The sequence below is a fragment of the Oscillatoria nigro-viridis PCC 7112 genome, assembly GCF_000317475.1.
Classification (GTDB): domain Bacteria; phylum Cyanobacteriota; class Cyanobacteriia; order Cyanobacteriales; family Microcoleaceae; genus Microcoleus; species Microcoleus nigroviridis.
Genome location: NC_019729.1, coordinates 844439 through 858339 on the forward strand (window position 1 = coordinate 844439; position 13901 = coordinate 858339).

Annotated in this window: 11 protein-coding genes; 6 read left to right on the forward strand and 5 right to left on the reverse strand. The window is 43.1% G+C overall.

The window, feature by feature from the left end; all coding sequences use genetic code 11:
• Window positions 1-36 precede the first annotated feature (36 nt).
• The 4 genes from OSC7112_RS03725 to OSC7112_RS03735 all read left to right on the forward strand — a co-directional run bounded on the left by OSC7112_RS03725 (window position 37) and on the right by OSC7112_RS03735 (window position 2497).
• The gene (locus tag OSC7112_RS03725; protein WP_015174650.1) at window positions 37-813 is read left to right on the forward strand and encodes a Uma2 family endonuclease; all 777 of its coding nucleotides are present in this window, start codon (window positions 37-39) and stop codon (window positions 811-813) included.
• Between the two features lie 263 nt (window positions 814-1076).
• Complete coding sequence (locus tag OSC7112_RS42100; protein WP_317623929.1) at window positions 1077-1331, forward strand: PDDEXK family nuclease; 255 nt, start codon at window positions 1077-1079, stop codon at window positions 1329-1331.
• Between the two features lie 9 nt (window positions 1332-1340).
• Complete coding sequence (locus OSC7112_RS42105; protein WP_317623930.1) at window positions 1341-1664, forward strand: Uma2 family endonuclease; 324 nt, start codon at window positions 1341-1343, stop codon at window positions 1662-1664.
• Window positions 1665-1807: 143 nt separating this feature from the next.
• A complete protein-coding gene (locus OSC7112_RS03735; RefSeq protein ID WP_015174651.1) occupies window positions 1808-2497 on the forward strand; it encodes a Uma2 family endonuclease in 690 nt (229 codons plus the stop codon).
• Window positions 2498-2637: 140 nt separating this feature from the next.
• Here the strand turns inward: OSC7112_RS03735 and OSC7112_RS03740 are convergent, their stop codons facing one another.
• Together OSC7112_RS03740 and OSC7112_RS03745 are read right to left on the reverse strand one after the other, a co-directional pair.
• Window positions 2638-3072, reverse strand: coding sequence for a hypothetical protein (locus tag OSC7112_RS03740; protein WP_015174652.1), 435 nt, complete (start codon window positions 3070-3072; stop codon window positions 2638-2640).
• A complete protein-coding gene (locus OSC7112_RS03745; RefSeq protein ID WP_015174653.1) occupies window positions 3065-3292 on the reverse strand; it encodes a hypothetical protein in 228 nt (75 codons plus the stop codon). Before OSC7112_RS03745 ends, OSC7112_RS03740 begins: the two co-directional genes overlap by 8 nt.
• Before the next feature lie 201 nt (window positions 3293-3493).
• Here OSC7112_RS03745 and OSC7112_RS03750 point away from each other — a divergent pair, with 201 nt between their 5' ends.
• Together OSC7112_RS03750 and OSC7112_RS42110 are read left to right on the forward strand one after the other, a co-directional pair.
• On the forward strand, window positions 3494-3985 hold the full coding sequence (locus OSC7112_RS03750; protein ID WP_223300752.1) for a tetratricopeptide repeat protein: 492 nt from the start codon (window positions 3494-3496) through the stop codon (window positions 3983-3985).
• Window positions 3986-4130: 145 nt separating this feature from the next.
• The gene (locus OSC7112_RS42110; RefSeq protein WP_015174655.1) at window positions 4131-9407 is read left to right on the forward strand and encodes an FkbM family methyltransferase; all 5277 of its coding nucleotides are present in this window, start codon (window positions 4131-4133) and stop codon (window positions 9405-9407) included.
• Between the two features lie 75 nt (window positions 9408-9482).
• Here OSC7112_RS42110 and OSC7112_RS03760 read toward each other — a convergent pair whose 3' ends face one another.
• The 3 genes from OSC7112_RS03760 to OSC7112_RS03770 all read right to left on the reverse strand — a co-directional run bounded on the left by OSC7112_RS03760 (window position 9483) and on the right by OSC7112_RS03770 (window position 13805).
• Window positions 9483-11717, reverse strand: coding sequence for an O-linked N-acetylglucosamine transferase, SPINDLY family protein (locus tag OSC7112_RS03760; RefSeq protein ID WP_015174656.1), 2235 nt, complete (start codon window positions 11715-11717; stop codon window positions 9483-9485).
• A gap of 154 nt (window positions 11718-11871) precedes the next feature.
• Window positions 11872-12372 carry a type IV pilin-like G/H family protein gene (locus OSC7112_RS03765; protein WP_015174657.1) on the reverse strand — a complete coding sequence of 167 codons (501 nt, stop codon included), beginning with the start codon at window positions 12370-12372 and terminating at the stop codon, window positions 11872-11874.
• Between the two features lie 113 nt (window positions 12373-12485).
• Window positions 12486-13805 (reverse strand): class I SAM-dependent methyltransferase, encoded by a 1320-nt coding sequence (locus OSC7112_RS03770; protein WP_015174658.1) that lies wholly within the window; start codon window positions 13803-13805, stop codon window positions 12486-12488.
• Window positions 13806-13901 lie beyond the last annotated feature (96 nt).

The following is a 13901-nucleotide window of genomic DNA, read 5'->3' on the forward strand; positions in this document are numbered from 1 at the left end:
AAGAAAAAACTCTTTTTATCGAAACAAGTAAAACCAATGACGCAAACATTCTCGAAATCGGCTGAAAGCAAAACCCAGTATACTGTAACTTGGGAAAAATTGCCAGATGACTTTAAATTACCCGACGATCCCGTGGAAAACATTGACCAACCACTTTTAGCCGCTGCCCTCCGAGAAGCCTTGGATCTCGCAGGATTTATCCTAGCTTCAATGCTAATAGCTTCCAATTTTGGACTCTGTGCCAAAGTTAACGACAAAACAGTAGTAAAAGCACCGGATTGGGTGTACGTTCCCTCGGTATTGCCAGCAGAACCAGGAGAAGTTCGCCGCAGTTATACGCGCAATGCTGAGGGAGAAGTCCCCGCTGTAGTAATGGAATTTTTATCGGATACTGACGGTAGTGAATATTCAAATAAACCGACATATCCTTACGGGAAATGGCGGTTTTATGAGCGGATTTTGCAAGTACCGATTTATGTAATTTTTGAACCTAAATCGGGAGTATTGGAAGTGTACAGACTCTCGAATTCTGGAGAATACGAACTGCAAGAACCGGATGCTAATCAGCGATTCTGGATAGAATCAATGGGTTTATTTCTGGGGGTTTGGGAAGGTGAAAAATCTCAGAGAACGGGTTATTGGTTGCGCTGGTGGGATGAGAATGGCAATTTGCTGCTGTGGGGTGCCGAACGGGTGGAACAGGAACGCCAGCGCGCCGAAGAGGAACGCCAGAGGGCCGAAGAGGAACGCCAGAGGGCCGATCGACTAATGGCATACTTGAGAAGTCAGGGTATCGATCCTGATGGCATTTGAAGCCCGAAAGGTCGATCGATTTTCGATTTTCGATTTTTGATTTTCGATTGAATAATTGGGAAGGGAGCGATTTTCGATTTTCGATTGAATAATTGGGAAGGGAGCGATTTTCGATTTTCGATTGAATAATTGGGAAGCGAGCGATTTTCGATTTTCGATTTTCGATTGAATAATTGGGAATCAAGGAGCCAGAGCGAGCGATTTTAGAGTTGAGATTCTCGATTTTATATTTTCGATTTTCGATTGGAAATTAAGGAGCGGGGATGACTGCAAAAACATTAGAAGAAAAATTAGATCGGCCGTTGCTATTTCCAGGGTTAACCTGGGAACAATTCAAAACCTTAGAACCGATGCTGGATATTCCAGGGGTGCGGCTGTCATTTTTAGATGGGATACTGGAGATTCAGAAAATTGCTGGAAGAAAACACGAAACAGCCAAGGGACGTATCGGTGCGTTGCTAGAAACTTACCTGATGGCGGCAGGAATGGATTTCACCCCTACGAAGTCTCTGACTTGAGAAAATGAATTGCGACTGGTAAAGTGTCAAGCAGACAAGTCTTACGAATTGGGTGCTGATAGAGAACGTCCAGATTTAGCGATCGAATGTGTCGTCACTAGCGGCGGAATTGATAAGCTAGAGGCTTACAAACGGCTGCAAATCCCCGAAGTCTGGTTTTGGGAAAACAGCCGACTGTCTCTGTATGCTCTCAGACAGCAAGGATACGAAGAGATTGCAAATTCCCAATTGCTCCCAGAACTCGATATTGGTTTACTCGTCAGGTGTGTTAATATGCCGAGTCATGTTGAGGCAATTAAGGAATTCAAAAGGGCGATCGATGGGGATTTGTAGTCAAAAATAGATAATACCAGAACCTAATTCTTGAATAAGTCGCGACTCTCAAGCACGAGATCGTTTTACATTTAATTAAATTAACCTACTTAGTTGCAGGAAACAAGTTTATAATATATATACAACTCACAGGAAGCACGACCATGACAGCAGTCGTTCCCACCCTCAAAACTTCTGAAATCGTATACCCTAGCGCTGATGGAGAACCAGTGGCAGAAACTTACGACCATCTTTACGCAATTTTAACTACTTTAGAAGTCTTAAAACAATACCTCGCAGACCGTCGAGCTACTGTTTTAGCAAACCAATTTTTATACTACGCTCAAGGTTTCCCAAAAGTCCGTGTAGCACCAGACGTGATGGTGATTTTTGATGTAGAACCTGGTGGCAGAGATAATTACAAAATATGGGAAGAAGGGCAAGTGCCGAAAGTGATTTTTGAAATTACATCACCAGGTACAAAGTCGGAAGATCAAAATAATAAAAAAGATTTGTACGAGGGGATAGAAGTTCAGGAATATTGGTTGTTTGACCCTAGAGGTGAATGGATTCCCGAACAATTGCGGGGGTACCGACTGGGAGTAGAGGGGTATCAATTAATTAGAGATAATCGCAGCGAAGTATTGCAACTGCGGTTAGAAGTAGAGGGAAAACTCCTTGGGTTTTATCGGGAAGATAATGGAGATAAATTATTGATTCCCGATGAATTGGCTTCAGCTTTAAAAGCGGAACGGCAACGTGCTGAAGCGGAACGGCAACGTGCTGCTGAACTCGAATCTTTGCTAGCGCGGTATCGAGAGCAGTTTGGACAATTGCCACAAGATAATGGCTAAAGAAATAAAAGTGCGATCGCGCTTCACCAATTCGATCGCACTTTTATTTCTCAAGTAAATTGTTAGTTGAATAACGATCCGTCAGAGTCCGGGAAGATTAGAGGAGCAAGGGATTAGGGGATGCGTAAGTCCTGTATTATTTACACTTCAGTGTATTCTTTGCCTTTTTGAGACTCTAACCAACGTTGATAAGCTTCCTTATCGCCTCTAAAGGAATCGACAGAAACTTGACGTTCTGGCATGGGTTTGAGGGGACCATCAATAGGGGAATATTGGCAATAGCAGATTACTACCATATCAAATTCACCGATCGGAATATCGGGAGTATAAGTCTCAACCCGCGCAACTTCCCAGTCACCTGTGCGGTAATGAGTGCTGTAACCGTGCCGAGTTGGATCGTGTTCTGCTTCCACACGAACAAACTCTGGGGGACGATAGCCAACTTCAGGAATTGGCCCGTCAGAAGAGTCAAAGTGTTCTGCCAAAATACGAGTCAATGATTGAGTGTGCTGTAGTTTTCTATCTTTCCACCCAGGAGTTCTCGGTTCTGCTCTGAAAATAATGTATTTATGCATCGTCGTCCTCCCTTTGTGTGTCGTAGAATGATTTAGGAAACTCTGTTTTTCCTCGGAAAACACAATCGACTTCTAGACCATTTATATCAGTCTCCTCAATGTCAATTAGTTTCCAACCATATTTTCTTTGCATCTCATAGCAACAAGCTTCGTCTGCCGCTCCATGTCGAGACTTGTCTTCATCTGGATCGTAACGCAACCAGTTTGGATTATTTGGCATAATTGTATTGTTCTCCGTGTTGGGTTGACAACATTGGAGAAGTCGCCCGGACGAAGTATTTCCGGTACTGCGTCCGGGCGCGTCTTTGTAAAGTTATAGGATAATTGTTACAAGCTCTGCTCGCTTGTGAACCAGACAATTTGTTGAATTTGCTTGACAAATATCGGTTGATGTGTAGGTAGTTTTAGCGAAAATTTTAAATTGGGAGGGGCGATCGTTTTGCGATCGAACTTGGGCATTCTAGAGATAGGTGCTTTGCGAGTGCCTGGAAAACAGCGAGGCCAAGAGTTAGCAATGGAAAGTACACAGAAAAAATCTAGTGCTCGTCCGGTTCATCGGAGCGATCGAATTAAGCAGATTTTTGCGTTAGTATCAATGGTTTCGTTTGGTGGTTCTGCGATTTTTGGTATTTTCAGTCTGTTCAGCAGCGGTTTGAGCAGCCAGCACCAGCAAAAGCCGACGCCTGTGGCTGTTTCTCAGGAATCTTTGCTGGCGGCGCAGGAACGGGGATATGAAACGGTTTTGCAGCGAGAACCGCAGAATCAGACGGCTCTGGAGGGGTTGGCAAATGTGCGGTTGCAGATGAATAATCAGGTGGGGGCGATCGAGCCTTTGGAGAAGTTGGTGAAGCTAAATCCCGGACGATCGGATTATAAGGCGCTGTTGGCGCAGGCGAGGCAAGGGATGAAATAAAAAGACTAGGGGGGAGTGAGAAGGGCTATCGCAGATTACAGGTTTTCAGAGTAGATGCTGAAGCCGGAGACTGAATGCTTCTTCAATAAGAAAAAAATTAGCTGCCAAGTAAAATATCCGACTTAGTTTGAGGAAATAAGTAACTATGAATATAGATGGGATGCCTACTAATAACATCGGTAATCAAGGGAATGTTAATAACGAAATTACAATTATTGAAAGATTTATTGCCCCAGGTCAGGTGGTTTTCGATATAGGTGCAAATATTGGTAGCTGGACAAAGGAAGTATTGAATAGATGTCCTAATGTTCAAGTTCATGTATTTGAGCCAGCACCATCTACGTATGAAACAATTCTGGAAAAATTTGCCGAATCAATTAAAATTGGCAGAGTGCTAACAAATAACTTGGCAATTTCACGGCTAGAGGAAATCCGACAATTTTATTATTACGAAAATTATACTGAATGGAGTACATTTTATCCCAGATCGGAGCTAGAAAAACAATATAATCTGGGATTACCTAAAAAAAATCATGTTTGGACTACCACTATTGATAAATATGCTCAAACTAAGGGTATTGAACATATTAATTTTTTGAAAATTGATACAGAAGGGGGGGAATGGGAAGCGCTTCAGGGTGCAAAAAAGTTATTACAAAAAGGACAAATTGATTACATACAATTTGCATATGGTGGCACTTTTTTAGAGGCTAATACGACTCTCAAACAAGTATTTGAATATTTAGATGATTTTCGATACCTTTTATTTAAAATTTTACCCAATGGTTTAGAACACATTCCAAACTTTCTCCCCCAATATGAAAACTATGAATACAGCAGTTTTTTAGCCGTAAACGAACGATTCAAATCTACTCTCTTGGAGGAAGCACCTATGGCGATCGATTTGCAGCGGCTTTGTTCGCAATATTCTCTCACATGGCGCGGCATTATCCACATTGGAGCGCATGATGGGGAGGAGATTACCCTATATCAAGCTCTTGGAACGCAAAGGGTGCTGTTTGTTGAAGCTAACCCCACTGTATTTGAAAGATTAAAAGCAAATATAGCCGGACATCGCAATGTGCAAGCCGTCAACTGTGCGATCGGCAATTACAACGGCACCGTCAACTTACGCGTCACTTCCTTCGATCAAAGTAGTTCAATTTTGCCACTGAAACGCCATCAAGAAATCTATCCCTATATCCAAGAAACTCATCAAATCTCTGTACAGTCAAGAACCCTAGATACGCTGTTGCAAGAACTGGAAATCAACCCAGAAGAATTTAATTTTTTAGTCATAGATATACAAGGCGCAGAACTGTTAGCCCTGCAAGGATCTCTCACCGTTCTCAAACATATAGAAGCAATTATTACGGAAGTTAATTATGAAGAACTCTATGAAGGCTGCGCTTTAATTGACCAGCTAGACGAGTTTCTAGACAAGCAAGGTTTTGAGCGCGTAGCAACTGCAACACCATTTCATCCATCTTGGGGTGATGCGTTTTACGTAAAAAAGCCAGTTGTTACAATGTCTACTCTTGGTAAAAATGGGCGGTTTGCCAATCAAATCTTTCAGTATGCCTTTTTAAAAATCTATGCCAAAGAACATAACTTGAGAGTGGAGACACCAGGCTGGATTGGACAAGATCTCTTTGGTCACAACGATTCCCAAATATCTCAGCAGTTACCTGTATTTGTAGAGCAAAGTAGTAACATTGCGGAAGCTCGCATACCTAATGCGAAAACAATATTGAAAGCAGTGGATTTTTGGGGTTATTTCCAGTACCATACAAAATATTATGCGCCACACAAGGAATATTTTTGCTCGCTGTTCAAACCAGTGGCTGAAGTAGAAGAAAAAATCAGCGAAACCTTAGCAAGCCTTCGCTTGCGAGGCAAAACCATCGTTGGTTTGCATCTGCGACGCGGAGATTACGGCTACGGGTATTTTTTTATAGCGCCGAGCGAATGGTACAAAGCATGGCTAAAAGGTTTGTGGGAAACCCTAGACGAACCCATACTATTTATTGCCAGCGATGAACCGGCAAAAGTGAGTGGCGATTTTATTGAATACAACCCCGTTACCGCAAAAGATTTAGGCGTAGAGTTACCGCAAGCAGAGTTTTATCTGGATTTTTACTTGTTGAGCCAATGCGATATAGTAGCGATTTCAAATAGCTCATTTTCGTTTGCGGCTTGTATGTTAAATGAAAGAGGTCAACTTTTCATGCGCCCCGACTTGTCGGCAAAAAAACTAATTGCATTTGATCCGTGGAACAGCGAGCCAATTTTACGAGATGAAGAGGTTGGCAGTACAAAAACTGACAAGGCTAATTCTGACCTCAACCGTTTGATTCCTCCCGAAATCAAAAATGATGAATTTTACGCAGCAATTCATGAGATTGCTCGCGAAGCCGATATCAGAACTGTTTTAGAAATCGGCTCATCTTCAGGGCAAGGAAGTACAGAAGCCTTTGTAACAGGTCTTCGGGAAAATCCTAACCGGCCAACCCTTTTCTGTATGGAGATTTCCAAGTCTCGGTTTGCTGAGCTTCAAAAAACCTACAGAGATGACCCTTTTGTCAGGTGCTACAATATTTCTTCTGTTTCTTTGGCTAATTTTTCAAAGGCAGATGAAGTCATTAGTTTTTACTATAAAAATCGTACTAATCTTAACGAATATCCAATTGATACAGTTCTAGGATGGCTAGCTCAGGATGTGGACTACCTCAAAAATTCAATGGTTTTAGAGGGCGGCATAAAAAAAATTAAGAAGGAAAATAACATTGATGTTTTTGATGCAGTTCTAATAGATGGCTCGGAATTTACTGGCAGGGCAGAACTAGAGGAAGTATACGGTGCAAAAATTATTTTACTTGACGATATAAATACGTTTAAAAACTACCAAAATTTTCAGAGATTGAGCGCCGATAAAAATTATTTGTGTATAGCTCAAAATGTAAATTTACGCAATGGTTACGCCATCTTTCAAAAAATAGTGCTTCCCATTCACTTTTTTACGATCGTCCTAAATGGCGAACCCTTCATTCGCTATCACATAGAAGTCTTCCAGCAACTACCGTTCCAATGGCACTGGCACATTGTGGAAGGAGTAGCGGATTTGAAGTACGACACTGCCTGGAGTTTGAAGTTAGGGGGGCAAATTCCTGACGAAATCCATTGCAGCGGACGCAGCAATGACGGTACATCAGAATACCTAGACGAACTAGCACGGCTATATCCCGAAAATATCACCGTTTATCGCAAGTCAAAGGATGTTTTTTGGGAGGGAAAACGTGAAATGGTGAATGCACCGCTAGAAAATATTAATGAGGAATGCTTGCTGTGGCAGGTAGATGTAGATGAACTGTGGACTGTCGAGCAAATTTGCCAAGCATGGCAGATGTTCGTAAATAATCCTGAAAAAACTGCTGCTTTCTACTGGTGCTGGTATTTTGTAGGAGAGAAATTGGTGATTAGCACTCGCAACTGTTATGCTGAGAATCCTGCACAAGAATGGTTGCGAACATGGAGGTTTAAACCCGGATGTGTTTGGGCAGCTCACGAACCTCCTAGATTAGTTGAACCTTTATCAGATGCCGAATGGAGGGATCTTGCAGCAGTCAACCCTTTTTTACATGAGGACACAGAAAGACAGGGGTTGGTTTTCCAGCATTTTGCTTACGTGACGCCGGAACAGCTACGATTTAAAGAACAATATTACGGTTATAAAAATGCCTTCTCGGAATGGACGGCGTTGCAGCAGCAGGATAAATTTCCAGTTATGTTACGTCAGTATTTTTCTTGGGTACAAGATGCAACAGCGGTTGATATGGCAGAGTCGCTTGCTGTAGTACCAATTGCAAAGAAAGAATCCAGCGGCACAGGCTGGCAGTTTGTAAAACCCGATCGGTTGCAGAGCCAAACTTTAGCAAACAACAAACAATCTCCTACAATTGTGATTGACGCTGTATTTTTCCAGCGCTACAAAACAGGCATAGCCCGTGTCTGGTGTTCGTTGCTGGAAGAATGGGCTGAAGATGGGTTTGCTAAACATATTATTGTTGTTGACAGGGATGGAACTGCTCCCGAAATTCCAGGGATTTGGTATCGGAAAGCGCCACCTTATGACTACGACAACACAGCGGCAGATCGCGAAATTCTACAGCAAATCTGCAATGAAGAGGGAGCTGACTTATTTATATCGACTTACTACACAACACCTATATCAACGCCTTCTGTATTCATGGCGTATGACATGATTCCAGAAGTGTTATCGCCAAATTCCGATTCTCCCATGTGGCGCGAGAAGCATTACGGAATTCGCCACGCCTCTGCTTACATTGCAATTTCGCAAAATACAGCTAATGACCTGGTAAAAATTTTTCCCGCAGTTTCTTCCGCTTCAGTAAGGGTAGCTCATTGCGGTGTGACAGCTAGTTTCTCGCCCGCCAGGGAAGATGAAATTAATCATTTTAAGACTAAGTACGGCATCTCAAAGCCTTACTTTATGTTGGTTGGTGTTGGCAGCAGCTATAAAAATGCGACGTTGTTCTTCGAGGCTTTTGCTCAACTTTACAGCAGACAGGGCTTTGAAATTGTCTGCACGGGGAGTAGCGTATTATTAGACCCAAAATTTAGAGCGTATACATCGGGTAGTACCGTGCATATGCTGCAACTGTGCGATGAGGAGTTGAGATTATCTTATGCCGGTGCTGTGGCGCTGGTTCATCCCTCGAAATATGAAGGCTTTGGCTTACCTATTCTAGAGGCAATAACTTGTGCTTGTCCTGTGATTACTTGCCGTAATGGCTCTATTCCCGAAGTGGCAGGGGAAGCCGCAATATATGTGAATGATGAGGATGTTGATGGACTAACTGAGGCACTTTGCGAAGTACAAAAACCCAAAGTTCGCAAGTCATTGATTGCTGCGGGACTCGCACAAGCGAAACAGTTCTCTTGGTCAAAAATGGCGAAAACAGTTAGTTCAGCCTTGATTGACACAACTCTCTTACGTCTCAACTTGAAAGATATTAATTTAATTGTTTTTCCAGATTGGACGCAACCGGAAGAGTATTTGGGCGTAGATATAGAACGAGTTGTTAGAGCGATCGCAACTCACCCAGATAAAAGCAAGATGACTCTCTTAGTAGACAGCAGCAATATTTCTGACGAAGATGCCAATCTTGCTTTATCCAGCATTGCCATGAATTTGTTGATGGCAGAGGATTTAGACGTTTCGGAAGGCCCAGAAATTTCACTTATTGGAGAGTTGAGCGAAATTCAGTGGAAAGCACTTATACCTCGCCTTCACGCTCGAATTGTATGGGAAAATGAGAATAGAGAGGCGATCGCACAAGCTAAAGCTGAAGACATTCCCACCTGGAAACTAGAAGATTTTATGCAAGAGAGTCACCAATAAATCAAAATCAGTTGGAAAAACTCTGAGGAAGTCAAAAAGGTAAAGTCACTGTAGACGGCTTTACCTGCAACTTTGTTAAGGGCTTTTCTCCAGATACCTCTGCCACATTTGTTTGTAAGCTTTCTCCATTTCTCGCGTAAACTCCTTAGCATTCCACAAGGGAGCAGTTTGCCTTGCCTGCCGCAGTTTCCAAGAAATTTGTTGTCGCAAAGCAGAGTCTTTCCCCAAACGAATCCCCCATTCCAAATATTCTTCATCAGTCCAAGCGATTCCCTCAGTTATGCCCGCATTAATCATCATCGTGTAACTGTTTCGACTCGAAAACTGCTGTCCGACACGGGTTACTATAGGAATACCCATCCACAACGTTTCTAAAGTAGTTGTAGCTCCGTTGTACGGGTAAGTATCAAGTACCACATCCGCTATGCCCAAATTCGCACGGTGAGTTGCAGATAAAGCCACCCCCGGCAAAAATCGCAGGCGATCGCAATCTACACCTTCTTCTTCCGCCAGCTGAGCAAAAAAGCTTTTGACTAATTCTTGATTTGCCATACCTTTGAGCAAGAAGTAGCTATTGGGTACTTCTTTAAGTATCTTCATTTGCAGCCGTGCTGTATTGGGATTATACTTAAAACCCCTCTGAGCGCTCAAATATACTACTGCGTCGCTCGGAATATTCAACTCATCACGCCGGAGAGTTGGTACAGCCACCTCAAAGCCATCCACTGCTATGTAGGTTTTAGGCAACCGCCAGATTTTTTCGCTGTAGTATTCTTGAGCATTTTCTGGCAACACGTAGGGATCTGCAATGAAATAATCAATTGCTGGCAGTCCCGATGCGTCCCAACCCAGCCAAGTGACTTGAACAGGCGCTAGTTTTAGGGCCATCACTTCGCAGGTAACATCTAAAGTTATACTATCGAGATCAACCAAAATATCAATATCATCTTCGTAAATTCGATCGGCAATCTCTAAACCTCTAACTCCTAGTTTGTACGCTTGAGAAGCTTGGTTAATATACCATTCCTGTAAAGGATCGTCCTTTCTCTCTTTAGAGTTGACTAAATAAGCGTAAATTTGAAAATTTTCTTGGTCGTGATACTCAAATAGCCACCGTGCTAGCCAGCCCACAGAATGTACCCGAAGGCAATGGGACAGGTATCCAATCTTCAAAGGTTTAGCACTAGCATCGATTTTTTGTGTGGATGACGCTCGTCTCTGCCGAGACAATTCAACTCGATCTTTAGCATATATTTCAATATTTTTTTGACATATATGAGCCAGCTGATTCCGAGTACGGTTATTAGCCTCGGGCGCGTCCCGCAAGTATGGAAAATAATAAGGGGTACTAAATAAGCGTATGGTTGTGATTTGATCGAGCGTTGTCGGTTGTAACTCTACCAAAGATAATAGTAGGGATTCATGCTTCTGGAGCAGTGAACAAGCTTCTTCCAAATATCCACCAGCGTGCATCAACCCCCGCAGAATCAGGTGATTGGCAAAAACTCGCTCGGGCAATTCTTCTAGGAGGGAATAGCACTGTTTAGCGAAATCTATACCTTTCGAGTAATTTTGAGCGTCTTGATATAAAGCAGCCAAATGGCGCAGCACTTCTATATGCTGGGGTTCCAAACGCAAACCCAGCTCAGCAAAGCTTGCTGCCAGATCCGGCCGTGCCTCCGATGAAGAAATTCTAAAAGCTGCTAGCAACAAAAGCTCTATAAAAGTCTTGTGATCGCGCACGTGGGCTACGCAAGCTTCTGCCAATTCCAGCACTTGTGGATGCAAAGGCGCGTAATTTAATACCCCGCGCAACACTTGCATCAATAGTTCAGGATTCACATCTACCAGTTGGTCAGACTGAAGAAGCTCGATCGCACCGTAAGAAATTAACTCCTCTGCTGTATGAGTTTCGCCTTTGATATCCAGGTCGATTAAATTTAACAGGTTATTGATATCAGTCGGATTAATTTCCCGCATATGCTGCCGAATAGCCCAAGCCACAGCATAATCTGCCAGAGTCTCCCGACGCTCGGCTTCTGTTTGCAAAATCTGCATTAATTCTGCAGTCCAGAGCTCAACTTCTTCGGCTTCCCCCTCTGCCATTGCTAGCAGCCAAGTCGTCTGAGCTTCTGCTTCTTTCCCTTGCAACAGCAGCACCAAGCCCAAATGCCAGTAGTGGGATTTTATTCCAGGTTCATTTGCAATTGCTTCTTCGTAGAAGCTGACAGCCTCAGTAAAGTCTCCCCGAAGCAAACATTGATAGGCTTGCTGCTGCGAATCAACTGCATAAGTATTAGATGAACTCATAAAAATCCTCTAGTAAGTCAACCCTCAAATAAAGTGAGCTGGTTGGAAGCAGGCTACAATTAATTCCCCCCAAGCTAAGGCTTGGAGGGAGAATGCGCGACAGAAAAATGTTCAGCCTCAGATGACAAAAACTCAGCCACTATAGATTTCTGCTTTAGCCACCAACAGCCTTCATCGGCGCACAATCTGATGCGTCTTGAGCGATCAAACCAGCTTGACTAGGGGCCGTAGTTTCACAAAGTATTGACCTAGATGTTTTTGGATTTCCTTCCAGAAACACCGACCCTGCATAAGTATTGAGCGTGTTGGTATTCTTTGATTTTCCCATACAGAGGGCTGAGCTATCAGTGCCTGTACAGGAATAGGAGTAGTTGGTAGTGTCAGTTTTAATACCAACACCCAAGGTACTCATATCGCTTGTAAATTTCCCCTCTTCCGTAAAAAAGGCTTGTTGACCCTTGTTCAGTGAACCGATATATTGTTTTGCTTCTGACTGCTTAGCTTTGTTTGCCTGGTTGAGGAAGGAAGGCAAAGCAATGGCAGAGAGAATACCGATGATGATGATAACTACCAGCAGTTCAATCAGCGTGAAACCTTTGTCCTGCTTTCTTTGATGGAGGTGTTGCAGGAACTTGGTTTTAAATTCGGTCTTCATAAGTTTTTTCTCCTAGAGGCGTGGAATGTGTGATTTCTAACTCCTGAGTGTAACTTACCCACTTCTGAGATCTTTTATATCACCCCCTGCAAATTTTTTTAGCTCGATCGCCCTTAACGCTTTAAAAGTACGTACAGTAAAGCTTCTAGTTCCTTCAACAGGTCTTTTACTTCATCAAACGCCTTCTTTTCCGTCACAGGCTCTAGACTAACAGGATGCAGCGGTCTGAGCTTCAGCCACCGCTCGGCAAGAGACTGTACAGACTGCGGGCTGTCCCACAAAGGCAGCAGGCAAGCTGCCATGATACTTTTGAGCGTGACTGGAACAGGCGCCTGCAAAGAGACATAACTGCTAATCTCAAATTCTCTATAGTCGTTAATACAGTTAATTAAGTCTTCCCGCACTTGAGGCGTGCTCAGTTGAGGATGTAAATGTACTTGTGCTGCTTGCCAGTCAGCCAAAGTCCATTCCGCCACAGGCACAAACGGCTGAGCCTTGCCCGGATGGCCACACCAGAAGTCCAGAAGGCGATTAGCAGGATGTAACAGCTCAAATAGATGCAGTTGGTCTTCCACAGAAGTTTCTGGCAAACTTGCCGCCAAAAACACGGGCAAATTATCGGGATCTACGAACAAATCCGTCAATTCCCAGCGACGCCAAGCCACCATCTGGATCAACTCTAAACCGGCTGTTCTCAAAGCAGCAAACATTTCGGGTACAGTATAACCTTTATCGCCCAGAAGTAAGTAGTTCATTAGAATCCACTCTTCATCTTTTGGTTGGTTAGAGTTCCACGTCAGCCTCTTAAACATGGATTCATCTTTCAGACTGTTCATCATCTCTCGAACTATTTCAATCTCTAATTTTCCGGGATTATCGTTCAACAATCCCAGAAGTTTGAAAATAGCCTGAGCTCGAAACATCCCTGTTCGACCTAGAGAACTGTGGAGGTTAGTGCGGATAATGCCATCCGGTTTTAAAACTGACTTCATCGCTTGCATTCCAGCAAGGGGATCGGGTAGGATGTAAAGAACCTCGTCTGCGTTAATGTAGTCGAACTGCAAGCATAATTTTGGTATATCTTCTACTTTCATTACATGAAATTCAGCATTTTTAAATTCATGATATTCCAAGCGCTGCTGGGCAAGTTTAACAGATTCTTCTGAAAAATCAATCCCCACTATTTTAGCTCCTGGATTCGCGAGAGCCAAAACCAATGATGTATAGCCAGTACCGCAACCCGCATCCAGAATTAGTTTGCCTTCAGTATTGATAAGCTTTCGATTTCTTAAGTAGTAAGCCGTGACTAAGTTATGAAAATAAAGAACTTCCGGGCTATTTTTCGGAGAGTGTTCTAGGGAAATTCTCGGGTAAGGAGAATTGTCAAATTGCTGACGAATTTTATCTAATATGTCCGATTCTTTGTTATCCATTCTTAATCCAGCCTAATACTACCAAATTACTTCGTGACCTATTCTGAGTCCAAAGAGGAAAGGCATCTTATCCTCGCCACCTAGGGAAAAAGCGAT